Here is a 24,205-nt window from a genome sequence, read left to right as displayed (position 1 = left end):
GAAATCGGATAGGGACCGGCGGGGCGAGGGCGACCGGCTCAGCGCTGGCACTCGGCGCAGAAGACACTGGCCCGCTGCCCCAGGGTCACCAGGTGCAGTTCGGCACCGCAGCGCCGACAGGGCTCGCCGTCGCGGCCATAGACATTGAGCCGCTGGGCGAAGTAGCCGGGCTCGCCGGTGCCGCCGACGAAGTCGCGCAGGGTGGTGCCGCCCTGGGTGATGGCGGCGGCCAGCACCTCGCGGACGGCCGCCGCGAGCCGCCGGTAGCGCGCCAGGGAGATGCGCCCGGCGGCGCGGCGCGGATCGATGCCGGCCAGAAACAGCGCCTCGGCGGCATAGATGTTACCGACCCCCACCACCACGGCATTGTCCATCAGGAACGGCTTCACCGCCAGGCGACGGCCGCGGGACAGGGCATGGAGCCGGTCGCCGTCGAAGGCCTCGGACAGGGGTTCGGGCCCCAGCCGCGCCAGGCGCGGGTCGCGGGCTGGATCCCCCTGGAGCCAGTCGACGAAGCCGAAGCGGCGCGGGTCGTGATAGCGCAGGATGGCGCCGTCGTCGAGCACCAGGTCGACATGGTCGTGCTTCTTGGGAAGCTCGCCGAGCCGCGCGATCCGCAGGCTGCCGGACATCCCCAGGTGCCAGAGCAGGCTGGCCGCCGCCGCGCCCCCCGCCTGCACCGGCACCAGCAGGTACTTGGCCCGCCGCGACAGGCCACCGATGCGCGCGCCCACCAGCCGCTCGGCCAGGTCGTCGGGCACCGGCAGGCGCAGGCGCGGCTGGCGCACGATGACCTCGACGATTTCGCGGCCCTCCACATGGGGGGCGATACCGCGTCGGGTGGTCTCGACTTCGGGCAGCTCGGGCATGGGCAGCATTCCGGCTCGGGGACAGCACGCAAGAACCCGACCATCGGGCCGGGTTCAGGCGGACAGGCGAAGGCCTGCGGCGGAAGCGATCACGGGAACCGCAAGGATCCCGACTTACTTGATCTTGGCTTCCTTGTACATCACGTGCTTGCGGACCACCGGGTCGAACTTCTTCATCTCGAGCTTGTCCGGGGTGTTCCGCTTGTTCTTGTCGGTGGTGTAGAAATGGCCGGTACCGGCGCTGGACACCATTCTGATCTTGTCACGCATGAGTCTTCTCCCTTCGGGGTCGCTTAGACGGCTTCGCCGCGCTTGCGAATGTCGCCGAGCACCGCTTCGATGCCCTTCTTGTCGATGATGCGCATGCCCTTGGAGGAGACGCGCAGGCGAACGAAGCGCTTCTCGGACTCCACCCAGAACCGGTGGTTGTGCAGGTTGGGCACGAAACGACGACGCGTCTTGCGCTGGGAGTGTGAAACGTTGTTACCAGTCACCGGGCGCTTGCCGGTAACCTGACATACTTTGGACATGAGAGCCTCCAACCGCTTGGCCAGGTATTGCTACCTGAGTGTTCAAAACCTGTCGGGCAAACCGGGACGACCCCGTTGTCATTTGACCCAAGGGAATTCAAAGGCTGCACTTTATACCAGAGTCGGCCGGGCCAGACAAGCGATGCGCGGTATTATAACAGCCCCCGCTCGGCAAAGGACACCACCTCACCGTCTCCCACCACGAAATGATCCAGCACCCGGATCTCGAACAGCCCCAGGGCCTCCCGGAGCCGCGCGGTGATGCGGCGGTCCGCATCGCTGGGCTCGGCCACCCCGGAGGGATGGTTGTGGGCGAAGATGATGGCGCCGGCGCCCAGCTCCAGGGCCCGGCGAGCGACCTCGCGCGGATACACCGAGGCACTGTCCAGGGTCCCGCGGAACAGCGACTCGTAGCGAATCACCCGGTGCTGGCTGTCGAGGAAGAGGGCGGCGAACTCCTCGTGGCCCAGGTGGCGCAGCCGCGAGGCCAGGTAGCTGCGCACCAGGCCCGGCGACGTCAGGGCCGCGTCGCGCTCGAGCCGGCTGGCCAGGTGGCGCCGGGAGAGCTCCATGACGGCCTGCAGCTGCACGAACTTGGCCTGGCCCAGGCCACGCTGGGCACAGAACCTCGTCCGGTCGGCCTCCAGCAGGGGACGCAGGCCGCCGAAGACCGACAGCAGGTCCCGGGCCAGATCCACCGCCGACCGCCCTGCCACCCCCACACGCAGGAAGATCGCCAGCAGCTCGGCGTCGGACAGGGCCTCGGCCCCCAGCACCAGCAACTTCTCCCGCGGCCGCTCACCCTCCGGCCAGTCGCGAATCGACATCAAAGCCTCCCTGCTCGCCCGGCGTGCTCGTCCCCAGTGTAGCCGCCCCACGCCGGGCGGTGGCTACGCAATCCCCCCGGTGAATGGTAAAGTAGTCGACCGGATTTCCGCTCGGACACCGCCCTATGTCGCTATCGCCCGGCCGCCGGAACGCCGGCCGCCCTGGCGAGGGCCGCCGCATACTGCTCGGTATCAGCGCCGGCATCGCCGCCTACAAGAGCGCCCACCTGGCCCGCCTGCTCAAGCAGGCGGGCCATGAGGTGCGCGTGGTCATGACCGAGGGCGCCCAGGCCTTCATCACGCCGCTGACGCTGCAGGCATTGACCGGCGAGCCGGTGCGCACCTCGCTGCTGGACCCCGAGGCCGAGGCCGGCATGGGCCATATCGAGCTGGCGCGCTGGGCCGACCTGGTACTGATCGCCCCGGCCACCGCCGACCTGATGGCGCGCCTGGCCCACGGCCATGCCGACGACCTGCTCACCACCCTGTGCCTGGCCAGCGATGCCGAGAAGGTCATGGCGCCGGCCATGAACCAGGCGATGTGGCGCCAGCCGGCCACGGTGCGCAACGCCCGCCGGCTGGCCGAGGACGGCTGGCGGCTGCTGGGCCCGGACAGCGGCGACCAGGCCTGCGGGGACGTGGGCCCCGGGCGCATGCTGGAGCCCGAGGCCATCCTGGCGGCGCTGGACGACGAGACGCCCGGGGATGCCGCCGGCCTGACCGTGGTGATCACGGCGGGACCGACCCGCGAGCCCCTGGACCCGGTGCGCTACCTCTCCAACCACAGCTCGGGCAAGATGGGCTTCGCCCTGGCCGCCGCCGCCGCCGCCCTGGGGGCCCGCGTGCGACTGATCAGCGGCCCCGTGGCACTGCCCACGCCGGCGGGGGTGGAGCGCCACGATGTGGAGAGTGCCCGGGAGATGCACGACGTGGCCCACCGGCTGGCGCGGGGCTGTGACCTCTTCATCGGCTGCGCCGCCGTTGCCGACTATCGGGCCGAGACCCCGGCCGAGCACAAGATGAAGAAGCGCGAGGGCGAGCACACCCTGACCCTGCGGCTGGTGAAGAACCCCGACATCATCGCCAGCATCGCCGCCCGCGACGACCGCCCCTACGTGGTCGGCTTCGCCGCCGAGACCCGCGACCTGGAGGCCTACGCCCGGGACAAGCTCGCCCGCAAGGGCCTCGACATGGTGGTGGCCAACGATGTTTCCCAGGCCAGCCTGGGCTTCGGCGCCGACGACAACGCCGCTCTGCTGGTGTGGCGGGATGCCGGTGGCACCGACCAGTGCTCACTGCCGCCCCAGCCGAAATCGCAGCTCGCCCTGGCCGTGGTCCGCCAGGCGCTCGCCCGGCTGCGCACCGCCCCTTCCTGACGACACGACCTCTTTTACCGGAAGCCCCCCATGCCGACGATCCCCGACCGCCCTCGCCTCGCCGTCAAGCTGCTCGACGAGCGCCTGCGCGACCACCTGCCCCACTACGCCACCGCCGGCTCCGCCGGCATGGACCTGCGCGCCCTGCTCGACGCCCCCCTGGTGCTCGAGCCCGGCGACTGCGAGCTGGTGCGTACCGGCCTGGCCATCCATATCGCCGACCCGGGGCTCGCCGGGATGATCCTGCCCCGCTCGGGCCTGGGCCACAAGCATGGCATCGTGCTCGGCAACCTGGTCGGCCTGATCGACTCCGACTACCAGGGCGAGCTGATGGTCTCGGTCTGGAACCGCGGTGCGGCGCCCTTCACGCTGGAGCCCTTCGAGCGGTTGGCACAGTATGTGCTTGTTCCCGTGGTGCAGGCCGAACTCCAGGTCGTCGACGACTTCCACGCCAGCGTGCGAGGCGACGGCGGCTTCGGCAGTTCGGGACGACACTGAGCCACCACAGCGCTCTCCAACAGGAATCGATGATATGACGCCAGACACCGCCACTACCGCTCCCGCCTCGATCTTTCGTGCCTACGACATTCGCGGGATCGTCGACGACACCCTCACCGAGCCCGGCGTCGAGAGCATCGGCCGCGCCATCGGTAGCGAGGCCCGGGCCCGGGGCGAATCCTCGGTGATCGTCGCCAGGGACGGACGCCTCTCCGGCCCCCGCATGCTCGCCGCCCTGACCCGCGGCCTGACCGCCACCGGCTGCGACGTGATCGACATCGGCATGGTCCCCACCCCGGTGCTCTACTACGCCACCCACGTGCTGGAGGGCACCACCTCCGGGGTGATGGTCACCGGCAGCCACAACCCGCCCGACTACAACGGCTTCAAGATCGTGCTCGGCGGCGAGACCCTCTCCGGCGAGGCGATCACCGACCTGTACCGCCGCCTCCAGCAGGACGACCTGGCCGAGGGCCGGGGCGAGGTCCGCGAGGAGGACGTGCGCGAGGCCTATCTGGCGCGCATCCTCGGCGACGTGAGCCTGGCCCGGCCGCTCAAGGCGGTGGTGGACTGCGGCAACGGCGTGGCCGGCGAACTGGGCCCGCAGCTGGTGGAGCGCCTGGGCGCCGAGACGGTGCCGCTGTTCGCCGAGATCGACGGCACCTTCCCCAACCACCATCCGGACCCCGGCAAGCCGGAGAACCTCGAGGACCTGATCCGCACCGTCCGGGAGACCGGCGCCGACATCGGGCTGGCCTTCGACGGCGACGGCGACCGCCTCGGGGTGATCACGCCCAAGGGCAAGCTGATCTATCCGGACCACCTGATGATGGCCTTCGCCGAGGACATGCTGTCGCGCAATCGCGACGCCCGCGTGATCTTCGACGTCAAGTGCACCGGCAACCTGGCCCGGGTGATCGATGAGGCCGGCGGCACGCCGGAGATGTGGCGCACCGGCCACTCGCTGATCAAGGCACGCATGAAGGAGACCGGGGCCCAGCTCGCCGGCGAGATGAGCGGCCATATCTTCTTCAAGGAGCGCTGGTACGGCTTCGATGACGGCCTGTATGGCGCCGCCCGGCTGCTGGAGATCCTGTCGCGGCAGGGCGACGACGCCGACACCTTCTTCGAGCGCTATCCCCAGGACATCGGCACCCCCGAGATCAACATCACGGTGACCGACGAGACCAAGTTCGACCTGGTGGACCGCCTGGCTCGGGAGGGCGACTTCGGCGAGGACGGCGTCAAGACCACCCTGGACGGCATCCGGGTCGACTATCCGGATGGCTGGGGCCTGTGCCGCGCCTCCAACACCACCCCGGTGCTGGTGCTGCGCTTCGAAGGCAAGGACGACGCGGCCCTCGCCCGCATCCGTGGCCGCTTCGCCGCGGCCCTCGAGCAGGTGGCGCCGGCGCTCGAGCTGCCGCTGTAAGGCGGCCCTCAAGAGACGAGACCAAGGGAACCCGAGATGACCGAACAGACCCGCGACCCGCGCCAGGTGGTGGAGGTGCTCTCCGAGGCACTGCCCTACATCCAGCGCTTCTCCGGCAAGACCGTGGTGGTGAAGTACGGCGGCAACGCCATGACCGAGGACACCCTGATCGACTCCTTCGCCCGCGACATGGTGCTGATGAAGGAGGTCGGCATCAATCCGGTGGTGGTGCATGGCGGCGGCCCGCAGATCGGCGACCTGCTGGAGAAGCTCAAGATCGAGTCGCGCTTCGTCAACGGCATGCGGGTCACCGACGCCGAGACCATGGACGTGGTGGAGATGGTGCTCGGCGGCCTGGTCAACAAGGGCATCGTCAACCTGATCAACCAGTGCGGCGGCAAGGCCATCGGCCTGACCGGCAAGGACGGTGCCCAGATCCGGGCCCGCCAGCTCAAGGTGGAGCACCAGAGCCCGGAGATGACCGCCCCGGAGATCATCGACATCGGCCACGTGGGCGAGGTGGAGCACATCTCCACCGACCTCATCGAGATGCTGGCGGCCCGGGACTTCATCCCGGTGATCGCCCCGATCGGGGTCGATGACGCCGGGCGCAGCTACAATATCAACGCCGACCTGGTGGCCGGCAAGGTGGCCGAGGCCCTGGACGCCGAGAAGCTCATGCTGCTGACCAACGTCGCCGGCCTGATGAACGCCGAGGGCGAGGTGCTCACCGGCCTGACCACCGGCCAGGTGGACGCGCTGATCGCCGACGGCACCATCCATGGCGGCATGCTGCCGAAGATCCGCTGCGCCCTGGACGCCGTGAAGGGCGGCGTCGCGAGCGCCCATATCGTCGATGGCCGGGTCCCCCACGCCACCCTGCTGGAGATCTTCACCAACGCCGGGGTCGGCACCCTGATCACCGACGCCCGACGCGACGACACGCCGGCCGACTGACGCCGGCCACCCGAAACGACCATAAGAAAAGCCAACATGACGCAGGAAACCACCCCACCCAGCCGCCGGGAGCAGATCCTCCAGGGGCTGGCCATGATGCTGGAGGAAGACAGCGGCAAGCGCATCACCATCGCCGCCCTGGCCCGCCAGGTCGGCGTCTCGGAGGCCGCCCTCTATCGCCACTTTCCCAGCAAGGCGCGGATGTTCGAGGGACTCATCGAGTTCATCGAGCAGACGCTGTTCGAACGCATCAACCGTATCCTCGAGGAGGTCCCCGAGGCGCTGCCCCGCTGCGGGCAGATCCTGACCCTGGTGCTGGCCTTCGCCGAGAAGAACCCGGGGCTGTCGCGCCTGCTGGGCGGCGATGCCCTGACCGGCGAGACGGCCCGCCTGCGGCTGCGCATCCACCAGCTCTTCGAGCGCCTGGAGACGCAGCTCAAGCAGGTGCTGCGGGAGGCCGAACTGCGCGAGGGCCTGAGGCCCACCCTGCCGATCCCGGCCGCCGCCAACCTGCTGATCGCCCAGGCCGAGGGGCGCATCTCCCAGTACGTGCGCAGCGACTTCCGCCGCCTGCCCACCGAGCACTGGGACGACCAGTGGCCGGTGCTCTCGGCACAGCTGATGCGCGGGGCGGCCCAGACGGCGTAAGAGCGCCGAGCGGGATCATGTCCGCCTGCCAGACTGATATCAACGAGAAACCCCACCGGACCGACTGCCCGATGGGGTTTCTCGTTTGCTGCCTCGACAGCTGCCACCCATCACTGAGCGGCTTGGCGCTTGTAGCAGCGCTCTGCCCGACGCCTCAGGCCGCCAGGGTATCGCCGATGTGCTGGCGAATCTTCTTCATGGCGTTCTTCTCGAGCTGGCGGATGCGCTCGGCGGACACGCCGTAGACATCGGCCAGGTCGTGCAGGGTCGACTTGTCGTCGCTCAGCCAGCGACGCTGGAGGATATCCCGGGAGCGCTCGTCCAGGCCCTCGAGGGCCACCTGCAGGCGATGGGTGGCATCGGCCTCCCAGTCGCTGTCCTCGAGCTGGGTGGCCGGGTCCTGACTGGCATCGTCGAGGTAGTGGACCGGTGCCTGGTAGGCGGACTCCTCGTCCTCGCCCGGCGCGGCATCGAAGCCGGCATCATGGGCCGACAGCCGGCCCTCCATCTCGCGCACCACCTCCGGCTTGACGTCGAGGTCCTTGGCGATGGCCTCGACCTCGTCGCTGTTCAACCAGGCCAGGCGCTTCTTGGCGCTGCGCAGGTTGAAGAACAGCTTGCGCTGGGCCTTGGTGGTGGCGATCTTGACGATGCGCCAGTTGCGCAGCACGAACTCATGGATCTCGGCCTTGATCCAGTGCACGGCGAAGGACACCAGGCGCACGCCCTGGTTGGGGTCGAAGCGCTTGACCGCCTTCATCAGGCCGACGTTGCCTTCCTGGATCAGGTCCGCCTGGGCCAGGCCATAGCCGGAGTAGCTCCGCGCGATATGCACGACGAAGCGCAGGTGCGACAGCACCAGGCGGCGGGCCGCCTCGAGGTCGCCCTCGTCGTGCAGGCGGTAGGCCAGCTCACGCTCCTCCTCGACGGTGAGCATGGGAATGCCGTTCACCGCCTGGATGTAGCCGTTGAGGTCGTGGCCCGGGGAGAGATGTCCCACCGGCAGAAGACTGGTGCTCATGTGCAGGTTGTCTCCATCGAAGCCCGTGTGTGGTATCCGCAGTCGCCGCCTTAGACGGCGAGATATCGATTTGGTTCCGACAATAGCCCCGATCCCGGGGCGCTGTCACTAGCGGGGGCGGATCTGCGCCAGATGGCGACTGACGGCGATCCAGGCACCCAGCCAGCCGAGTAGTGTACTACAGGCCAGCAGCGTTGCCGAGCCCGCCAGTCCCAGCCGCGGCAGCGAGAAGCTCGCGCCGTAGCTGGCCGCCAGCGCCGACACCGGGGCCGCCAGCCAGTCGCTGCCCAGGGTCAGCAGCCCCCAGGCCAGCAGGCCGCCCCCCAGGCCGAACCAGGCGCCGCTGTACAGGAAGGGGCGGCGCACGAAGGGATGGGTGGCGCCGATCAGGGTCACCACCTCGATCTCCTGGCGGCGGTTCTCCACCGCCAGGCGAATGGTGTTGCCCACCACCAGCAGCACCCCCAGGCCGAACAGCACGGCGAGCCCCAGGGTGACGCGGCGGCCCAGCTCCGCCAGGTGGCGCAGCCGCTCGAGCCAGGCCAGGTCGAGCCGCACCTCCTCGACCCCGGCGACCGTCTTGAGGCCTTCCGCCAGGTCGCGTACCACCGCCGGGGCGGTCTCGGCGGGGTGCACGACGATACTGGCCGGCAGCGGATTGCCGGGCAGCCGCGTCAGGGCATCCTCCAGCCCCAGGGCCTGCTGGAACTCGGCCATGCCCTCGGCGGCGGTGATCAGGCGGGTGTCGGCCACGCCCGGCCGGGCCGCCAGGGCCTGCTCGATGCGCGCGGCCTCGGCGGCCTCGACCCGCGGCGCCAGGTAGACCGTCAGGGTCGCACTCTCGTCGAGTTCGGCATCCAGCAGCCGGGCACCGTCCAGGGCCAGCCAGAGCCCCGCCGGGAGCACCAGGGCGATGGCGATCGCCAGCATGGTCAGCAGGCTGCCCAGGGGGTAGCGCAGCAGCCGGCGGGCGCTGTCCAGGCCCATGGCGCGGTGATGGCGCAACCAGGCGCGCCAGCGGCTGCCGGTGGTGGCACGGTGCGAGCGGGCCCCGCGGGCGGGAGCGGATTCGCGACTCATGCGGCCTCCTCGTCGGCCACCAGGCGGCCCTCGTGCAGGCGCAGGGTACGGTGGCGCAGCCGGGCGATCAGGGCCAGGTCGTGGCTGGCGATCATCACCGTGGTGCCGATGCGGTGGAAGTCCTCGAACAGCCGCATGATGTCCGCCGAGAGCTGGGGATCCAGGTTGCCGGTGGGCTCGTCGGCCAGCAGCAGCGCCGGCTTGTTGACCACCGCCCGGGCGATGCCCACCCGCTGCTGCTCGCCGCCGGAGAGCTCGATGGGCAACGCCTTCTCGCGATGCAGCAGCCCGACCTTGTCCAGCGCCGCACGCACTCGGCGGGCCGCCTCACGAGGCTCCACGCCCTGGATCTCCAGCGGCAGGGCCACGTTGTGGTAGATGGAGCGGTCGAAGAGCAGTTGGTGATCCTGGAAGACCACGCCGATCTGGCGCCGGTAGAAGGGCACCTGGCTGTGGTGCAGGCGGTCGATATCGTGCCCGGCCACCAGGATGCGCCCGCGACTGGGCCGCTCCAGGCGCATGATCAGGCGCAGCAGTGAGCTCTTGCCGGCCCCCGAGTGGCCGGTGAGGAAGACCATCTCGCCGCGGCGGACCCGGAAGTCGAGGTGGGCGAGCGCATCATAGCGCCCGCCATAGCGCTTGCCGACGTGCTCGAAGGCGATCATGCCGTCGCGTCGTCCCGGTCGAAGAGGGCGTCGACGAACTCCCGGGCGACGAAGGGCCGCAGGTCATCCAGCGACTCGCCCACGCCGATGAAGCGGATCGGCGTGCCCAACTGCTGGGCCAGGGCGAAGATGATGCCACCCTTGGCGGTGCCATCGAGCTTGGTCAGGGTGATGCCGGTGACGGGAACCGCCTCGTTGAAGGTGGCGGCCTGGGACAGGGCGTTCTGGCCGGTGCCGGCATCGAGCACCAGCATCACCTCATGGGGGGCCTGGTCGTCGAGCTTGCCCATCACCCGGCGCACCTTCTTGAGCTCCTCCATCAGGTGCGCCTTGTTGTGCAGGCGACCGGCGGTATCGGCGATCAGCACGTCGACGCCCCGGGCCCGGGCCGCGGCCAGGGCGTCAAAGACCACCGAGGCGCTGTCGGCGCCGGTGTGCTGGGCGATCACCGGCACGTCATTGCGCTCGCCCCACACCTTGAGCTGCTCCACGGCGGCGGCACGGAAGGTATCGCCGGCGGCCAGCATCACGCTGCGCCCCTCGCGCTGGAAGCGCTGGGTGAGCTTGCCGATGGTGGTGGTCTTGCCCACGCCGTTGACGCCCACGACCAGGATCACGAAGGGCCCCTCGCCCTTGGGCGGCAGCGCCAGGGGCTCGGTGACGCCCTCGAGCAGGCCGGCGAGCTCATCCTGGAGGGCCGTGTAGAGCGCCTGCGGGTCCTTGAGCTCCTTGCGGGAGACCCGCTCGGTGAGCCGGTCGATGATCCCGGTGGTGGCCTCGATGCCCACGTCCGCCATCAGCAGCTGGGTCTCGAGCTCCTCCATCAGGTCGTCGTCGATCTGCTTGCGCCCGAGGAAGAGCCCGGCGAGCCCCTCGGTGAGGTTGGAGCGGGTCTTGCCCAGCCCCTCGCGCATGCGGGCGAACCAGCCCTTCTTCTCGGCCCGGGGCTTGTCCCGCGGCTCGGCCCTGGCCGGCGGCGCCGGCTCGGCGGCGGGTTCAGGTTCCGGGGCAGACTCGAGCCCGGCGTTCGCCACAGGCGCAGGCTCGGGGGCTGGCTCGGGCTCCGCCTCATCGGCGAGCGGCGACTCGGGCTCGTCCGGCGACGCCCCAGGCTCCTGCGTATCGGGCTCGGCGGCGGTTCGGGCCTGGGATTCGACCTCGGTCGGCGCCTCGGCTTCCGATTCGGCCACGGCGGCATCGGAGGACTCCCCCGGCTCGACCTCGCCGGGAGATTCCGGCGTCGCCCTGGGGTCCTGCTGCTGCTCTTCCTGCTTCTTCTTGCGCTTGAGAAAACCGAACATGGGGGGATTCAGCCTCGCGGGTGAACGAATCGCCACATCCTACCATCGCGCACCATGACTGTGGACAAGCCGCCCGCTACAATCGGCGCCCATGACCCGACGCCGCCCTTCCCCCCGCTCCTCACGCCCGTCCCGCCGCCCCGGCCGGGGCGGTGGCAAGCTGCGCATCATCGGCGGCGACTTCCGCCGCCGCCTCTTGCCGGTGCTCGACAGCCCCGGCCTGCGCCCCACCCCCGACCGGGTACGCGAGACCCTGTTCAACTGGCTCACCGCCGCCACCCCCGGGGCGCGGGTGCTGGACCTCTTCGCCGGCACCGGCGCCCTGGGGCTAGAGGCGCTGTCCCGGGGGGCCGCCGAGGCCGTGCTGGTGGAGCGCGATCCGCGAGTGGCCGGCGCGCTGGCCGACAACCTGGCCACCCTCGGCCTGCGACAGGCCGAGGTGATCACCGCCGATGCCCGGCCGTTCCTCGCCTCCTCGCCCCCTCGCCCCTTCTCGCTGGTCTTCGTCGATCCGCCCTTCCGCCAGGGGCTCGCGGGCGACTGCTGCGCCGCCCTGGAAGCCGGCTGGCTGACCGAGGACGCCTGGATCTACCTGGAGACGGAAGCGACGCTCAGCCCCGAAGTGCCGACGACCTGGACGCTGCATCGCGAGGTGCGCGCCGGGGACAGCACGGGACGGCTGTACCGGCGCACCGGCGGCGCCGGAGAGTCGCCCGACGGCGACGCTTGCTGAGCCCCGCCCACGGCGTTACGCTGCCGCTGCAGGACGCCTTTCACGGGCCAGGCCCGACCCAGCAGGATATCGTCAGGAGATACGGATGAGCATCGAACTCTTCAACCAGCTCGAACAGAAGGTCTCCAGCGCCGTCGAGGCCCTGGAGTTGATGAAGATGGAAGCCGAGGAGCTGCGCGAGGAAAACGCCCGCCTCAAGCAGGAACGCGAGGACTGGGAACGCCGCCTGTCCGCCCTGCTGGGCAAGTTCGACGAGGTCGAGACCGAGCGCGAACCGGGTTGACCCCGCGTCACGCCTCGCCCAGCGGGCGTGACATCAGCAGGGCGTCCTCGCGAGCGGCGCCGGCCAGCGGTGGATAGTAGCCGCGCCGGCGCCCGTCCTCGACCAGTCCCGCTCGACGGTACAGCGCGATCGCCGGGGCGTTGCTCGCCCTGACCTCCAGCAACAGCCGCTCGCTTCCCCAGCCCCGCGCCTGCGCGATCACTCCACGCAACAACTCGGCCGCCAGGCCGCATCCCCGACGGGCCGGCGCCACCAGAATGGCCTCGAGCTCGGCATCGAAGGGCTGTCGCGCGACCACCGCATGACCGACCAGCAGCCCCGCCTCCTCGAGCCCGATCACCGCATGGTCCGCCGAGGCCAGCGCCGCCTCGAGCCGGGCGGCCGGCCAGGGTCGGACCTGGCCGGCCCGCTCCAGGGCGACCAGGCCCGCCAGGTCCGCGCCCGTCAGGCGGCGCAGTCGCCGCTCAGTCATCGCCGAGCCAGGCCCGGCGCCAATCGGCCAGGGTCGGCCAGAGGGCCCGCTTGGCCGCGGCGCTGCCGGCCAGCTCGGTCAAGGCCGGCCCCTGCCAGGCCGGCAGGTCCAGCAGCGGACAATGGCCGCCCTGCAGCGCCAGCAGCGTCGCCAGGGCGGGGGCCTCGCCGAACACCAGCAGCCGCTCCGGTGCCCAGCCACGACGACGGCGGCCGGCCAGGAAGGCCTGCAGCCCCTCCCCGGCCTCCTCGAGCGGTGCCTGGACCGGCAGCCCCTCGACCTGGGGCCAGTGGAAGGCCTCGAAGGCCGGCGGCTTTTCCGGCACCACCCCGGCGGCACGCAGCAGGTTCGCAAGCAGGCGAAGTTCCACGCCGCCGGGGGCCGCCTCCCGCGGCAGGATCACCAGCCAACGGCCATCCAGGCAGGCGACCTGCAGGGAGAAGCGCAGGGGCTCCTGCGGGGACTCCGCCCGGGGCGTGGCCGCCTCGGGCTGGGCAGGGATGGCGGGGCCGGCCGCGGCGGTGCCCTCCGCGCCGGGCACCACGTCTCCGAGCAGGGCCCGGGCCTTGCCTGGCCCGGTGGGCGGACGCTGGCGGGCCTCCGGTGCGCTCGCCGGCGAGGCCGGCGCCGCCTCGCCGGGCGACTCGAGCAGGGCATGGAGGCGTTCCGCGGGGGCTCGGGGGGCGTCCTCGTCCGGCGCCGGCAGCGACCAGTCGCAGGCCTCGGTGGGTCGCGCATTGGGCAGCCGATAGCGGGCCGTCCAGGCCGTCAGGCCCATGGCCTCCAGGTATTGCAGCCGCTGGGGCTCGGTGGTCACGAGCGTCCGCCGCCCCGGCAGTTCGGGGAATCGGGTCGGCCCTCGCCGCGGGCTTGCCACTCCGCAGGGGTGTAGGGGTGCAGCGCCAGGGCATGCACGGGACCGGCCAGCTCATCGGCCAGCAGGGCATAGATCTGCTGGTGGCGCTTGACCGGCATCATGCCCTCGAAGCGAGACGAGACCAGGGTCACCTTGAAGTGGGTCTCGGAGTTCGGCGGCACATTGTGCATATGGCTCTCGTTCTCCACCGCCAGGAAGGTGGGCTCGAGGGCCTGGAGCTTGCGTTCGATGATCGACTGGGTGCTCATGTCGGCTTCCCGATGGTGAATGATGGGGTCATTGTACGCGTTCGGCCGCGGCACGACGACGGGCACGCAGTGCCTCCCCGGCCAGCGAGACGCGCCCCAGGCTGGCCAGCAGCGCCAGCGCGCTGGCGACGACCCCGCCCCACAGCGTGGCCTGCACCGGCGCGCCGGCGGCCAGGCCGGCGCCGACCAGGGCGACGCCCAGCGACTGCCCCACGGTGCGGGTGGTGCTCATGACGCCCGAGGCGTTGGCGCTCCGCTCGGGGGGCACGCTGGCCATCAGCTCGCGGTTGTTGGGCGGCTGGAAGAGGCCGAAGCCCAGCCCGCACAGGGCCGTGCGCCACAGGCAGTCGACCACGCCGGCATCGGTGTCGAGCCAGGCCAGGATCGCCAGCGCCAGCATCAGCACCCCCAGCCCCGCGCAGGACAGCAGGCTGGGATTGACCCGGTCGGCCAGGCGCCCGGCCAGGGGGCCCACCACCATGATCATCAGCGGCCAGGGCGTGAACAGCCAGGCGGTCTCCAGGGGCGTGAACCCCATCTCCTGCTGATAGAGGAAGGACAGGGCCACGAAGGCCAGGCCCTGGCCGACGAAGGCCAGCCCCGAGGCCGAGACCGCCAGGCTGAAGCGGCGCTCGGCGAACAGCGACAGCGGCAGCAGCGGATGCGGCGCACGGCGCTGGCGGCCGACGAACAGCGCCCCGGCCACCAGGCCGACCGCCAGCCAGGCCAGGGTCTGGCCGAGCGGCGCCTGGTGGCCGGCACGGTCCATGGCGACGAACACGCTGGCCAGCATGGCCATCGACAGCAGGGCGCCACCGATGTCGAAGCCTCCAGGACGGCCGGCCTCCCGCGGCAGCGCCCGCCAGGCCAGCACCAGGGCGCCGAGCCCGAGCGGCACGGGCAGGGCGAACAGCCAGGGCCAGGCGGCCACCGAGAGCACCACCCCCCCGATGGCGGGCCCCGCGGCATACCCCGCGGCCACCACCAGGGCGCTCAGGCCCAGGGCGCTGCCCAGCAGGCGCGAGGGGAAGATGGCCCGGTACAGCGAGGGCCCGATGGACAGGGTCGCGGCGGCCGCCATGCCCTGCAGGGCGCGAAAGGCCAGCAGGGTCTCGAACTCGCGGGACAGGGCACTGCCCAGGGAGGCCACCACGAACAGCGCCAGCCCCGCCACGTAGAGCCGCCGACGACTGACCAGCTCGCTCAGGGCGGCAAACACCAGCAGGAAGGCGGCGCACACCACCTGGAAGAGGTTGGTCACCCAGACGGCCCGGGCGGGTGCCACGCCCAGGTCGGCCGCGATGGCCGGCAGGGCGAGGTTGACCATGGTGGTGTCCACCACCGCCATGGTGGTGCCGAGGATCAGCGCCAGCACGGCCTGCCGGCGCTCGGGCCCCGGCAGGCCATCGTCGCCGGGACGTGTCGTGAAGAGTCGGCTCATGGCGAATCGTCGGTCACAAGAAAACCGGCCGCAGCCGGTTTCTCGAGGTCACGGACCGCGGGCGGCGGGATCAGTCCTGGTCGGTTTCCAGCAGCAGATTGTCGTCCACCTCGGCGACCTCGAGGGCCGCCTCGTCGTCGAGGTCGATGGCCAGGTAGCTGTGCTCGAAGCACAGGAAGCGCTGGAACAGCGCCCAGTCGAGGGCCTCGGGCCACTGGCGCTCGTCCTCCTCCCAGGCCCGCAGCTCGGTCTCGAGGATCTCGAGGTAGCGCTCGCGGACGAAGCCCTCCAGGGCCTCGGGGGTATCCATCTCCGGGATCAGGTAGATGGTGCTTTCCCGTTCGACATCGGCGAGGGACAGGTCGTCGTCACCCACGGTGGGTTCCAGGGCATTGATCCAGTCGACGAAATGCTGGGTCGGCCTGACGCTCAGGGCGGAGCGGTTGAGCAGTTTCATCACGGTCTCCTCGACGTCGAAACGCTGCCATTATGGGTGCTCGGGGCGCCCCTTACCAACATTTCCGCCCCAGCCAACATGATTATCACCGGTCGCCGTGTTGCGCGCGGGGCTGATCCGGCGACAACCTTGCAGGTCGGATAAGCCGAAGGCGCATCCGACGTTTCGAGGCCGCCCCCGGCAGGGTCCGTCGGGTGCGCTCGCAGGCTCGCTTAACCCGACCTACACGGCTTACCCAGCGCAGGCCAGGATGAGCGCCGGGGACAAGGCGGAGCGAGGGTCTTTTGACCATGGATGGCAAAAGTAGCGCCCAGGGAAGGGTTTACAGCGCCCTCGCGTAGGCTTGTCGCCGGAAAAGCTCATCGCTTTTTCAGAACTCTCACTCCACTTCCGGGCGCATGGCGGGGAACAGCAGCACGTCCCGGATGGAGGCGCTGTCGGTCAGCAGCATCACCAGGCGATCGATGCCGATGCCCTCGCCCGCCGTGGGCGGCAGGCCGTACTCGAGGGCACGGATGTAGTCGGCGTCGTAGTACATGGCCTCCAGGTCGCCGGCATCCTTCTCCGCCACCTGGGCGGCGAAGCGCTCGGCCTGGTCCTCGGCGTCATTGAGCTCCGAGAAGCCGTTGGCGATCTCGCGGCCGCCGACGAAGAACTCGAAGCGCTCGGTGACGAAGGGGTCCGCGTCCTTGCGCCGGGCCAGCGGGCTGACCTCGGTGGGGTAGTCGGTGATGAAGGTCGGCTGCTGGAGGCGGTGCTCGACGGTCTTCTCGAAGATCTCGATCTGGATCTTGCCCAGCCCCCAGCCGTCCCTGACCTCGATGTCCAGGCGCTCGGCGATCTGCCGGGCGGCGGCCTCGTCGGCCAGCGCCTCGGCATGAATGGCCGGGTTGTACTCGAGGATGGCGTCGAACACGCTGATCCGGCGCAGCGGCTGGCCGAAATCGTACTCGAAGGTCTCGAGTACCTCGCCATCGGCGTTGCGCACGGTATTGACCACGGTGGTGGTGCCCAGCACCTCCTGCGTCACGCGGCGCAGCATCGCCTCGGTGAGGTCCATCAGATCCTGGTAGTCCGCATAGGCCTGGTAGAACTCGATCATGGTGAACTCGGGGTTATGCCGGGTCGACAGCCCCTCGTTGCGGAAATTGCGGTTGATCTCGAAGACCTTCTCGAAGCCGCCCACCACCAGGCGCTTGAGATAGAGCTCCGGGGCGATGCGCAGGTACATGTCGATGTCCAGCGCGTTGTGATGGGTGATGAAGGGCCGGGCCGTGGCACCGCCGGGGATCGGCTGCAGCATGGGGGTCTCGACCTCCATGAAGCCGCCGGCCTCGAAGAAGCGGCGCATGGCGCTGATCACCCCGGCGCGGGTCTCGAAGACGCGCCGCGAGTCGGTGTTCATGATCAGGTCCACGTAGCGCTGGCGGTAGCGGGCCTCCATGTCGGTCAGGCCATGGAACTTGTCGGGCAGCGGGCGCAGGCTCTTGGTCAGCAGCCGGGCCTCCTCCATCATCACGTAGAGATCGCCCTTGCCCGACTTGTGTACCGGCCCCCGCCCGGCGACGATATCGCCGATGTCCCAGCCCTTGATGTCCTCGAGCACCTCGGCCGGCAGGCCCTTCTTGTCGACATACAGCTGGACCTGGCCGGAGGCATCCTGGATGACGATGAAGGGGCCGCGCTTGCGCATGATGCGCCCGGCCACGGCGGCCGGGCGCCCCAGGGCCTCGAGCTCGGCCTTGTCCTTGTCGCCGAGCTCGTCGATCAGCTCGGCGGCCAGGCTGTCGCGGCGAAAGTCATTGGGAAAGGCACTGTCACCGCCGGCGGCGGCGCGGTCGCGGCGCTCGGCCAGCTTGCCGCGCCGCTCCGCGATCAGGCGGTTCTCGTCCTGGGAAATGTCCTGATTGGCCATGTCGTTACCTGTAAAGAATGGGCTACGGGCCACGAGCGACGGGCTACGAGCGCGAGCAGGCTCCCCCGCTCGCGGCCCATAGCGCGAAGCCCCTGGCTACAATCCTTGCTTGAGGCTGGCCTCGATGAACTGGTCCAGATCGCCATCCAGGACCTTGTCGCAGCTGCTCGACTGCACGCCGGTGCGCAGATCCTTGATGCGCTGGTCGTCCAGCACGTAGGAGCGGATCTGGCTGCCCCAGCCGATATCGGCCTTGGAGTCTTCCGCCGCCTGCTTGGCGGCGTTGCGCTTCTGCATCTCGTGTTCCCACAGCTTCGCCCGGAGCTGCTTCATGGCGAAGTCGCGGTTGGCATGCTGGCTGCGCTGGCTCTGGCAGGCCACCACGATCCCGGTCGGCTCGTGGGTGATCCGCACCGCCGAGTCGGTGGTGTTGACGTGCTGGCCGCCGGCGCCGCTGGAGCGATAGGTGTCGACGCGCAGGTCGGAGGGATTGATCTCGACCTCGAAGCTGTCGTCGACCTCCGGGGACAGGAACACCGAGGCGAAGGAGGTGTGGCGACGGCCGCCGGAGTCGAAGGGACTCTTGCGCACCAGGCGATGCACCCCGGTCTCGGTGCGCAGCCAGCCGAAGGCGTACTCGCCCTGGACGTGTACCGAGGCCGACTTGATGCCGGCCACCTCGCCGGCGGAGACCTCGATGATCTCGGCCTTGAAGCCGTGGTGCTCGGCCCAGCGCAGGTACATGCGCAGCAGCATGTTGGCCCAGTCCTGGGCCTCGGTACCGCCGGAGCCCGCCTGGATGTCCAGGTAGGCGTTGTTCTCGTCCATCTCGCCGGCGAACATGCGCCGGAACTCGAGCTTCTCGAGGCTCGCCTGCAGGCCCTCCAGCTCACGCTGGACCTCCTCGACGGTGCCCTCGTCCTCCTCCATCTCCGCCAGTTCGAGCAGGTCGGCGCTGTCGGCCAGCCCCTGGTCCAGCTCGTCGATGGTGGCCACGATCGCCTCCAGCGTCGCCCGCTCCTTGCCCAGCTTCTGGGCATGGTCCGGGTCGCTCCAGACGTCGGGGTCCTCGAGCTCGCGGGTGACTTCCTCTAGCCGATCCTTCTTCTCGGCATAGTCAAAGATACCCCCTCAGGACATCTGTCCGCTCAGACAGGTCCTTGATGAGGTGGTTGATCGGATTGGTTTCCAGCATGGCATTCGCCTGAATCTGAAAGAGATGAGGCGCGCGCCGGCGCCCTTGACGCCGACGGCGGAGAAAAGACGAGCATTGTAGCGAAATGCAGCGTCAGCGGCCATCCTCCCGCCGCCACCGGCAGGGCTTTTGCAGTTAGCCGTGGCGCTCGGAGCTGGTTCGTCGACAGGTCTGCGAGGGGGCGCCGTGAACCCCTCCCTGGGCGCTACCGACGCCATCCATGGCGTAGGACCCCCTCTTCGACCTGTCCCCGTCGCCCCTCGCCATCCAACTGCGATTGCCCTGCCGCCGCCGGGGCAAGCGCCAGGATCGTCGGCGACTCCGGTTCCGGCAAGCCACCCCTGGGCGATGGCCTGGACGAGGCGGGGCGCAAGCGGGGTATCACGCCGGGGGCTTTAGGGCACGGCCCGCCCACAACGCAACCAGCCCGGCCGAAGCCGGGCTGGTCATACCGGGCCTGGTGCCCTCGTCAGAAGCGATAGTCCACCGAGAGGGCGAAGACATCCGCCGCCACCTCGTAGGTGCCGGACAGGTTGCCCCGCGTGGCGTTTTCTTCCTTGCTGCCATCCTGGTCGATGTCGGCGTCATCGCCGAAGACGTGCAGGTAACCGGCGGTCACCCCCAGGTCGGGCGTGGCCATCCAGGTCGCGCCCAGGGACGCCCAGCGACGGTCGGCGTCCGGCACCCGGGGGGTGCGGAACTCGGCACTGGGCACCGGCGTCTCGTCGACGCCCAGGCCGGCCCGCAGCATCCACTGCCGGTTCAGAGAGTAGTTAGCGCCCACCGAGAAGGCCCAGGTGTCGTCCCAGTTCTCGGTGGTCCGGCTCTCGCTGCCATCGTCGAACTCGACGAGCAGCTCGTCGAAGCTGCTCCACTCGGTCCACTCGGCATTGGCCATGAGTGCGAGCCGGTCGGTCAGCTGATGGTGGACACCCAGGCTCAGGTTGGCCGGGGTGGTCAGGTCGGCGGAGCCGCCGGTATCGGAGACCAGGCCGGCATCGATGGCACCCTCGGAGAGGGGGTCGGTGCCATCGACGTCAAGATCGCCTTCGAGCGTCAGGTCGACCTCGGAGCGATAGCTGACACCGAAGCGGGTCCGCTCCGTGGCCTGGAACAGGGCCCCCAGGGTATAGCCGTATCCCCAGTCGTCCCCCGTCAGCTCACCGATGACATCGTTCTGCCCGGGCGTGGCCAGGGGATTGCCCATCATGGCGGCGGCCGAACCGAAGTCGATGGCATTCGACAGGGTCGCATCGGCGTATTGGGCCCGCAGGCCGACCGCCAGGTTCAGGCGCTCGGTGGCCCGGTAGTTCAGCGTCGGCTGGATATCGATCGTCTTCAGCTCGGTCTCGATGGCGTGGTAGCGACCGATCCAGTCCTCGTCGTACTTGGTGGAGAGGCCGTAGGGCGAGTAGATCGCCAGCCCCAGGTCCCACTGGTCGTTCAATTGGGTCTTGGCGGCGAAGCTCGGCACCCAGGCAGTCTCCCCGCCCTCCCGCGAACCGCCACGATCGTAATCGATGAAGCCGTTGGCACTGCTGGCCTGGGCATCGTGCAGCTCGAAGGTGGCATCGATGAAGGCGAGGCCGCCGGCCACCTGGTTGCCATCGATATTGCCGATGGCGGCCGGATTGTAGGCCATGAAGCTCACGTCCTCCGCGCCGGCGGTGGCGTTGGACAGGGCATTGGCGAGGGTCTTGGCGCTCTGCTCCCGGACCTGGAAGCCGGAGGCGGCCGCCTGGCTGGCGGCCAGGGACCCGGAGGCGAGGGCGATGGCAACGGTCAGCTTGTTGAACTTGTTAGGCATATGGCGAGGCATCCCTTTCCTGGTGGAGGATTGTTGTCGTTCTTGCCGCAGGGCGGTCAGGTGGGTTCAGTGTTTGCGAATCCTGCCGGCAGGATCAAGACCAAACGTTCGTTTTAATCTTAAAAATGCTAATACTTTAGTCGTACGATCGTTCGATATTCCACCTTTTCAAGCAGTTAGTCTGAAACACCCCCGCGATCAGCACACGCCTGCTTTCGCTTGACCCATGTGTTACCCAAAGGTTTTACACTGAGGCGCACTGCCAAGCCCCGAGAGGCCATGCAATGAAAGTCAGCGAACTCGCCCGCCAGACCGGCGTCACTGCCGAGACGGTACGTCACTACACCCGGGAGGGGCTGCTGCGCCCCGAGCGCAACCCCGACAATGGCTACCAGCTCTACGACGAGACCGACCTGGAGCGGCTGCGCTTCATCCAGCGGGCCCGCACCCTGGGGTTCGGGGTGGCCGAGATCCGCGAGATCCTCGAGCAAGCCGACCAGGGCGACTCGCCCTGCCCTCTGGTGCGTGACCTGCTGGCCAGCCGATTGCCGGAAATCCGCGCCCGCATCCGGGAACTCGAGGCCCTCGCCTCCCGCATGGAACAGGCCCTCGACGCCTGGGCCGAGATGCCCGACGGCACCCCGGATGGCCACAGCCTGTGCCGATTGATCGAGAGCTTTCCGGAACCGCTGCCTTCCCCCCGGGACGCTCGCGGCCGGGAACCGGAGGAGGAGGCGTCATGAACGCACACTTCCAGCACTCTCGCCGCATTCCCGCCATGAACTGCCAGGGCTGCGTGGCGAAGATGCGCCGGGCCATCCACACCGAAGATCCCCAGGCCGAGGTCACCGGCATGCCTGACGAGAAGCTCCTGGCGGTCACCACCACCCTGGATGACGAGAGTCTGGACCGGCTCCTCGACGAGGCTGGCTATCCGCCGCAGCGCCACGAGCGCACCATCCCCAGCATGAGCTGCCAGGGCTGCATCTCGCGCATGCGTCGTGCCATCCAGGCCCGGGACGAGACAGCCGAGGTCACCGGCACGCCTGACGAGAAGCACCTGGCGGTCATCACCACCCTGGATGGCAGCACCCTGGACCTGCTCCTCGACGAGGCGGGCTACCCGACGGACGATACCGGCCAGGAGGCGGCCAAGAACGACCTCGAGCCGCCGACGAATGCCAGCGAGACGGCACCGGCCGCCTCGCCCCGCCGGCGGGACGATGGCGACGGCCAGCCGGTCCCCCGACGCCTGTCGATCACCGGCATGACCTGTGCCAGCTGCGTCAAGACCGTGCAGCAGGCGCTGGCGCGGACGTCCGGCGTGATCAGCGCAGAGGTCAACTTCGGCACCCACACCGCCCAGGTGCGCGGCGATGCCGACCCCGACGCCCTGATTCGGGCGGTGGAGGACGTGGGCTACGGCGCCGAGCCCATCGTCGACATGCGCGAGGCGCAACAGGCCCGGGCGGAGAAGGACGAGAAGACCTATCGGCAGCGCCTCAGGGGCAGCCTCCTGTCGCTGGCGCTGGCCGTACCGCTGATGGCCAGCATGTTCATCCATCACCCCCAACCGGTAGGCAGCGGCCGCCTCTACTGGCTGGCGGTAGGCATGCTGACGCTGGCCGTCATGGCCTGGCCGGGCCGCCATTTCTTCGTCAATGCCTGGAAGAACCTCGGGCATCACCAGGCCAACATGGACACCCTGATCGCCATGGGCACCGGCACGGCCTGGCTCTACTCCATGGCGGTGGTGGCCTTCGGCGCCTGGCTGCCCGAGGTGGCCCGGGGCATCTACTTCGAGGCCTCGGCGATGGTCATCGGGCTGGTGCTGCTCGGCAATGCCCTAGAATTGCGGGCCCGGGGCCGCACCAGCGAGGCTCTCAAGCGGCTGCTCGACCTGCAGAGCCGCACCGCCCGGGTGATCCGCGACGGCGAGGAACGCGAGGTCGAGATCGATGAGGTGCGGGAAGACGATCATATCCGCGTGCGCCCCGGCGAGCGCCTGCCGGTGGACGGCGAGGTGAGTGAGGGGCAGAGCCATATCGACGAGTCGATGCTCACCGGTGAGCCCCTGCCGGTGGCCAAGGGCGAGGGCGACGAGGTGAGCGCCGGAACCGTCAACGGTAAGGGCGGCCTCGTCTATCGTGCCACCCGGGTCGGGGCGAACACGCGGCTCGGCCAGATCACCGAGCAGGTGGCCAGCGCCCAGAACTCCCGGCCGCCCATCGGTCAGCTGGCCGACAGGGTGTCGAGCATCTTCGTGCCCTCGGTGATGATCATCGCCGTGATCACCGCGCTTGTGTGGTTCAACGTCGGCGCCGAGCCACGGATCCTCCATATGCTGGTCACCGCCAGCACGGTGCTGATCATCGCCTGCCCCTGCGCCCTGGGCCTGGCCACGCCGATCTCCACCATGATCGGCGTCGGCAAGGCCGCCGAGCACGGCGTGCTGGTGCGCAGCGGCGACGCCCTGCAGACCGCCAGCCGCCTCACCACCCTGGTGGTGGACAAGACCGGCACCCTCACCGAGGGCAGACCGCGGGTCACCGAAGCCGAGGTCCTCGCCGGCGACGAGCGGGAGGCGCTCGCCCTGGTGGCGGCCCTGGAGCGGGGTTCCGAACACCCGCTCGCCGCGGCGCTGATGGCGCATGCCGAGGCGCATGAGGCCGCCCCCGCCGAGATCACGGGCTTCGACACCGTCACCGGCGGCGGGGTCACGGCGGCGACCGCCGATGGGCGGCCGCTGCTGCTGGGCAATGCCCGGCTGCTGGAGAACGCCGGCATCTCCCTGGCGGCGGGCCGTGAGCTCGCCAGCGAGCTGGAGGACAAGGCCCGCACCGTCGTCTACCTGGCCGTCGACGGGACCCTGACCGCCCTGTTCGGCATCAGTGATCCCCTGCGTCACGACACCGTCGAGGCCGTCCGGCGGCTGCAGGACGATGGCCTGCGGGTGGTGATGCTGACCGGCGACAATGCCCATACCGCCGCCGCCATCGCCGCCGAGGTCGGCATCGACGAATTCCGCGCCGACCTCCTGCCCGAGGACAAGCATGCCGAGATCGAGCGGCGCCAGGCCGCCGGCGAGGTGGTGGGCATGGTCGGCGACGGCATCAACGATGCGCCGGCCCTGGCTCGGGCCGATGTCGGCTTCGCCATCGGCCAGGGAACCGACGTGGCCATCGAGAGCGCCGGCATCACCCTGATGCGCGGCTCACTGCATGGCATTGCTGACGCCATCGAGATCAGCCGCGCGACGCTCACCAACATCAAGCAGAACCTGGTGGGTGCCTTCGGCTACAACGCCCTGGGCATCCCCATCGCCGCCGGGGCGCTCTATCCCCTGACCGGCACCCTGCTCTCGCCGATGATCGCCGGCGCCGCCATGTCGCTGTCATCGATCACCGTGGTCAGCAACGCCAATCGCCTGCGCCTGTTCTCTCCAAGCCGTGCGAGCGATTCCCCCTCCCCGGCCACTACCCCACAGGAGTCGCCCGCATGAGCTGGATCGTCAATCTCGCCGGCTTCGCCCTGATCGCCCTGATCGTCTGGTGGTTCTGGGTGGCCGGCTAG

25 protein-coding genes are annotated in these 24,205 nt (G+C 69.6%); 9 read left to right on the top strand and 16 right to left on the bottom strand.

The features are described from left to right. Positions 1 to 38 precede the first annotated feature (38 nt). The 4 genes from mutM to radC all read right to left on the bottom strand — a co-directional run bounded on the left by mutM (position 39) and on the right by radC (position 2,226). The gene (gene mutM / locus OCT48_RS02120) at positions 39 to 869 is read right to left on the bottom strand and encodes a bifunctional DNA-formamidopyrimidine glycosylase/DNA-(apurinic or apyrimidinic site) lyase (protein WP_263591106.1); all 831 of its coding nucleotides are present in this window, start codon (positions 867 to 869) and stop codon (positions 39 to 41) included. Between the two features lie 114 nt (positions 870 to 983). Continuing rightward, the gene (gene rpmG, locus OCT48_RS02115) at positions 984 to 1,139 is read right to left on the bottom strand and encodes a 50S ribosomal protein L33 (protein ID WP_021819788.1); all 156 of its coding nucleotides are present in this window, start codon (positions 1,137 to 1,139) and stop codon (positions 984 to 986) included. 23 nt (positions 1,140 to 1,162) lie between these two features. After that, the gene (gene rpmB, locus OCT48_RS02110) at positions 1,163 to 1,399 is read right to left on the bottom strand and encodes a 50S ribosomal protein L28 (protein WP_263591105.1); all 237 of its coding nucleotides are present in this window, start codon (positions 1,397 to 1,399) and stop codon (positions 1,163 to 1,165) included. 152 nt (positions 1,400 to 1,551) lie between these two features. Then, a complete protein-coding gene (gene radC / locus OCT48_RS02105) occupies positions 1,552 to 2,226 on the bottom strand; it encodes a RadC family protein (RefSeq protein WP_263591104.1) in 675 nt (224 codons plus the stop codon). A 125-nt stretch (positions 2,227 to 2,351) separates the two neighbouring features. On the opposite strand from radC, the gene coaBC reads away from it, so the two are divergent. Genes coaBC through slmA form a run of 5 tightly spaced genes read left to right on the top strand, consistent with a single transcriptional unit; the run spans position 2,352 to position 7,137 of the window. After that, positions 2,352 to 3,602, top strand: a complete 1,251-nt coding sequence (gene coaBC, locus OCT48_RS02100; RefSeq protein ID WP_263591103.1) for a bifunctional phosphopantothenoylcysteine decarboxylase/phosphopantothenate--cysteine ligase CoaBC — start codon at positions 2,352 to 2,354, stop codon at positions 3,600 to 3,602. Between the two features lie 30 nt (positions 3,603 to 3,632). Continuing rightward, positions 3,633 to 4,100: a dUTP diphosphatase gene (dut, locus tag OCT48_RS02095; RefSeq protein ID WP_263591102.1), complete on the top strand. Its 468-nt coding sequence runs from the start codon at positions 3,633 to 3,635 to the stop codon at positions 4,098 to 4,100. 34 nt (positions 4,101 to 4,134) lie between these two features. Next, a complete protein-coding gene (locus tag OCT48_RS02090) occupies positions 4,135 to 5,532 on the top strand; it encodes a phosphomannomutase/phosphoglucomutase (protein WP_263591101.1) in 1,398 nt (465 codons plus the stop codon). A gap of 36 nt (positions 5,533 to 5,568) precedes the next feature. Further along, positions 5,569 to 6,489, top strand: coding sequence for an acetylglutamate kinase (argB, locus tag OCT48_RS02085; protein ID WP_263591100.1), 921 nt, complete (start codon positions 5,569 to 5,571; stop codon positions 6,487 to 6,489). Between the two features lie 36 nt (positions 6,490 to 6,525). Beyond that, positions 6,526 to 7,137, top strand: coding sequence for a nucleoid occlusion factor SlmA (gene slmA, locus OCT48_RS02080; RefSeq protein ID WP_263591099.1), 612 nt, complete (start codon positions 6,526 to 6,528; stop codon positions 7,135 to 7,137). A 154-nt stretch (positions 7,138 to 7,291) separates the two neighbouring features. Here slmA and rpoH read toward each other — a convergent pair whose 3' ends face one another. From rpoH to ftsY, 4 genes are all read right to left on the bottom strand, one after another. Further along, a complete protein-coding gene (rpoH, locus tag OCT48_RS02075; protein WP_183385460.1) occupies positions 7,292 to 8,158 on the bottom strand; it encodes an RNA polymerase sigma factor RpoH in 867 nt (288 codons plus the stop codon). A 108-nt stretch (positions 8,159 to 8,266) separates the two neighbouring features. Next, entirely contained in the window at positions 8,267 to 9,238 is a 972-nt protein-coding gene (gene ftsX / locus OCT48_RS02070) for a permease-like cell division protein FtsX (RefSeq protein WP_263591098.1), read from the bottom strand. After that, positions 9,235 to 9,903 carry a cell division ATP-binding protein FtsE gene (gene ftsE / locus OCT48_RS02065; protein ID WP_263591097.1) on the bottom strand — a complete coding sequence of 223 codons (669 nt, stop codon included), beginning with the start codon at positions 9,901 to 9,903 and terminating at the stop codon, positions 9,235 to 9,237. Before ftsE ends, ftsX begins: the two co-directional genes overlap by 4 nt. Next, entirely contained in the window at positions 9,900 to 11,204 is a 1,305-nt protein-coding gene (gene ftsY / locus OCT48_RS02060) for a signal recognition particle-docking protein FtsY (protein ID WP_263591096.1), read from the bottom strand. Before ftsY ends, ftsE begins: the two co-directional genes overlap by 4 nt. A gap of 91 nt (positions 11,205 to 11,295) precedes the next feature. On the opposite strand from ftsY, the gene rsmD reads away from it, so the two are divergent. Beyond that, positions 11,296 to 11,937 carry a 16S rRNA (guanine(966)-N(2))-methyltransferase RsmD gene (rsmD, locus tag OCT48_RS02055; RefSeq protein WP_263591095.1) on the top strand — a complete coding sequence of 214 codons (642 nt, stop codon included), beginning with the start codon at positions 11,296 to 11,298 and terminating at the stop codon, positions 11,935 to 11,937. An 85-nt stretch (positions 11,938 to 12,022) separates the two neighbouring features. Then, positions 12,023 to 12,220: a cell division protein ZapB gene (locus OCT48_RS02050; protein ID WP_126483849.1), complete on the top strand. Its 198-nt coding sequence runs from the start codon at positions 12,023 to 12,025 to the stop codon at positions 12,218 to 12,220. A 7-nt stretch (positions 12,221 to 12,227) separates the two neighbouring features. Here OCT48_RS02050 and OCT48_RS02045 read toward each other — a convergent pair whose 3' ends face one another. The 8 genes from OCT48_RS02045 to OCT48_RS02010 form a co-directional block, all read right to left on the bottom strand. Continuing rightward, complete coding sequence (locus OCT48_RS02045) at positions 12,228 to 12,692, bottom strand: GNAT family N-acetyltransferase (protein ID WP_263591094.1); 465 nt, start codon at positions 12,690 to 12,692, stop codon at positions 12,228 to 12,230. Further along, positions 12,685 to 13,509 carry a hypothetical protein gene (locus tag OCT48_RS02040; RefSeq protein ID WP_263591093.1) on the bottom strand — a complete coding sequence of 275 codons (825 nt, stop codon included), beginning with the start codon at positions 13,507 to 13,509 and terminating at the stop codon, positions 12,685 to 12,687. Before OCT48_RS02040 ends, OCT48_RS02045 begins: the two co-directional genes overlap by 8 nt. Further along, positions 13,506 to 13,817 carry a BolA family protein gene (locus OCT48_RS02035; RefSeq protein WP_263591092.1) on the bottom strand — a complete coding sequence of 104 codons (312 nt, stop codon included), beginning with the start codon at positions 13,815 to 13,817 and terminating at the stop codon, positions 13,506 to 13,508. The genes OCT48_RS02040 and OCT48_RS02035 overlap by 4 nt, the downstream gene beginning before the upstream one ends. Before the next feature lie 28 nt (positions 13,818 to 13,845). Continuing rightward, positions 13,846 to 15,258, bottom strand: coding sequence for an MFS transporter (locus OCT48_RS02030; RefSeq protein WP_263591091.1), 1,413 nt, complete (start codon positions 15,256 to 15,258; stop codon positions 13,846 to 13,848). A gap of 70 nt (positions 15,259 to 15,328) precedes the next feature. Beyond that, on the bottom strand, positions 15,329 to 15,715 hold the full coding sequence (locus tag OCT48_RS02025; protein ID WP_263591090.1) for a hypothetical protein: 387 nt from the start codon (positions 15,713 to 15,715) through the stop codon (positions 15,329 to 15,331). A gap of 379 nt (positions 15,716 to 16,094) precedes the next feature. Further along, positions 16,095 to 17,630 carry a lysine--tRNA ligase gene (lysS, locus tag OCT48_RS02020; protein ID WP_263591089.1) on the bottom strand — a complete coding sequence of 512 codons (1,536 nt, stop codon included), beginning with the start codon at positions 17,628 to 17,630 and terminating at the stop codon, positions 16,095 to 16,097. 96 nt (positions 17,631 to 17,726) lie between these two features. Continuing rightward, a protein-coding gene (gene prfB / locus OCT48_RS02015) for a peptide chain release factor 2 (protein WP_412031024.1) occupies positions 17,727 to 18,825 on the bottom strand; the annotation gives its coding sequence in 2 pieces (ribosomal slippage) (positions 17,727 to 18,749 and positions 18,751 to 18,825; 1,098 coding nt in all). A 469-nt stretch (positions 18,826 to 19,294) separates the two neighbouring features. Further along, positions 19,295 to 20,632: an OmpP1/FadL family transporter gene (locus OCT48_RS02010; protein WP_263591088.1), complete on the bottom strand. Its 1,338-nt coding sequence runs from the start codon at positions 20,630 to 20,632 to the stop codon at positions 19,295 to 19,297. Positions 20,633 to 20,916: 284 nt separating this feature from the next. Here OCT48_RS02010 and OCT48_RS02005 point away from each other — a divergent pair, with 284 nt between their 5' ends. Both OCT48_RS02005 and OCT48_RS02000 read left to right on the top strand, forming a co-directional pair. Further along, positions 20,917 to 21,375 carry a MerR family transcriptional regulator gene (locus OCT48_RS02005; protein WP_263591087.1) on the top strand — a complete coding sequence of 153 codons (459 nt, stop codon included), beginning with the start codon at positions 20,917 to 20,919 and terminating at the stop codon, positions 21,373 to 21,375. Between the two features lie 224 nt (positions 21,376 to 21,599). Beyond that, positions 21,600 to 24,134, top strand: coding sequence for a heavy metal translocating P-type ATPase (locus OCT48_RS02000; protein WP_263592560.1), 2,535 nt, complete (start codon positions 21,600 to 21,602; stop codon positions 24,132 to 24,134). Positions 24,135 to 24,205: the final 71 nt, after the last annotated feature.

Origin of the sequence: Halomonas sp. M4R1S46, from assembly GCF_025725685.1 — a bacterium.
GTDB lineage: Bacteria > Pseudomonadota > Gammaproteobacteria > Pseudomonadales > Halomonadaceae > Halomonas.
This window is presented reverse-complemented; position numbering and strand designations above follow the sequence as displayed.

Coding starts and splice junctions, on each gene's coding strand:
- dut (WP_263591102.1), top strand. CDS start 3,633: ATGCCGACGATCCCCGACCGCCCTCGCCTCGCCGTCAAGCTGCTCGAC.
- OCT48_RS02030 (WP_263591091.1), bottom strand. CDS start 15,258: ATGAGCCGACTCTTCACGACACGTCCCGGCGACGATGGCCTGCCGGGG.
- mutM (WP_263591106.1), bottom strand. CDS start 869: ATGCCCGAGCTGCCCGAAGTCGAGACCACCCGACGCGGTATCGCCCCC.
- OCT48_RS02045 (WP_263591094.1), bottom strand. CDS start 12,692: ATGACTGAGCGGCGACTGCGCCGCCTGACGGGCGCGGACCTGGCGGGC.
- ftsY (WP_263591096.1), bottom strand. CDS start 11,204: ATGTTCGGTTTTCTCAAGCGCAAGAAGAAGCAGGAAGAGCAGCAGCAG.
- argB (WP_263591100.1), top strand. CDS start 5,569: ATGACCGAACAGACCCGCGACCCGCGCCAGGTGGTGGAGGTGCTCTCC.
- radC (WP_263591104.1), bottom strand. CDS start 2,226: ATGTCGATTCGCGACTGGCCGGAGGGTGAGCGGCCGCGGGAGAAGTTG.
- rpmB (WP_263591105.1), bottom strand. CDS start 1,399: ATGTCCAAAGTATGTCAGGTTACCGGCAAGCGCCCGGTGACTGGTAAC.
- OCT48_RS02090 (WP_263591101.1), top strand. CDS start 4,135: ATGACGCCAGACACCGCCACTACCGCTCCCGCCTCGATCTTTCGTGCC.
- OCT48_RS02005 (WP_263591087.1), top strand. CDS start 20,917: ATGAAAGTCAGCGAACTCGCCCGCCAGACCGGCGTCACTGCCGAGACG.
- rpmG (WP_021819788.1), bottom strand. CDS start 1,139: ATGCGTGACAAGATCAGAATGGTGTCCAGCGCCGGTACCGGCCATTTC.
- OCT48_RS02035 (WP_263591092.1), bottom strand. CDS start 13,817: ATGAGCACCCAGTCGATCATCGAACGCAAGCTCCAGGCCCTCGAGCCC.
- OCT48_RS02025 (WP_263591090.1), bottom strand. CDS start 15,715: ATGAAACTGCTCAACCGCTCCGCCCTGAGCGTCAGGCCGACCCAGCAT.
- OCT48_RS02000 (WP_263592560.1), top strand. CDS start 21,600: ATGAGCTGCCAGGGCTGCATCTCGCGCATGCGTCGTGCCATCCAGGCC.
- rsmD (WP_263591095.1), top strand. CDS start 11,296: ATGACCCGACGCCGCCCTTCCCCCCGCTCCTCACGCCCGTCCCGCCGC.
- lysS (WP_263591089.1), bottom strand. CDS start 17,630: ATGGCCAATCAGGACATTTCCCAGGACGAGAACCGCCTGATCGCGGAG.
- ftsX (WP_263591098.1), bottom strand. CDS start 9,238: ATGAGTCGCGAATCCGCTCCCGCCCGCGGGGCCCGCTCGCACCGTGCC.
- slmA (WP_263591099.1), top strand. CDS start 6,526: ATGACGCAGGAAACCACCCCACCCAGCCGCCGGGAGCAGATCCTCCAG.
- coaBC (WP_263591103.1), top strand. CDS start 2,352: ATGTCGCTATCGCCCGGCCGCCGGAACGCCGGCCGCCCTGGCGAGGGC.
- ftsE (WP_263591097.1), bottom strand. CDS start 9,903: ATGATCGCCTTCGAGCACGTCGGCAAGCGCTATGGCGGGCGCTATGAT.
- OCT48_RS02010 (WP_263591088.1), bottom strand. CDS start 20,632: ATGCCTAACAAGTTCAACAAGCTGACCGTTGCCATCGCCCTCGCCTCC.
- rpoH (WP_183385460.1), bottom strand. CDS start 8,158: ATGAGCACCAGTCTTCTGCCGGTGGGACATCTCTCCCCGGGCCACGAC.
- OCT48_RS02050 (WP_126483849.1), top strand. CDS start 12,023: ATGAGCATCGAACTCTTCAACCAGCTCGAACAGAAGGTCTCCAGCGCC.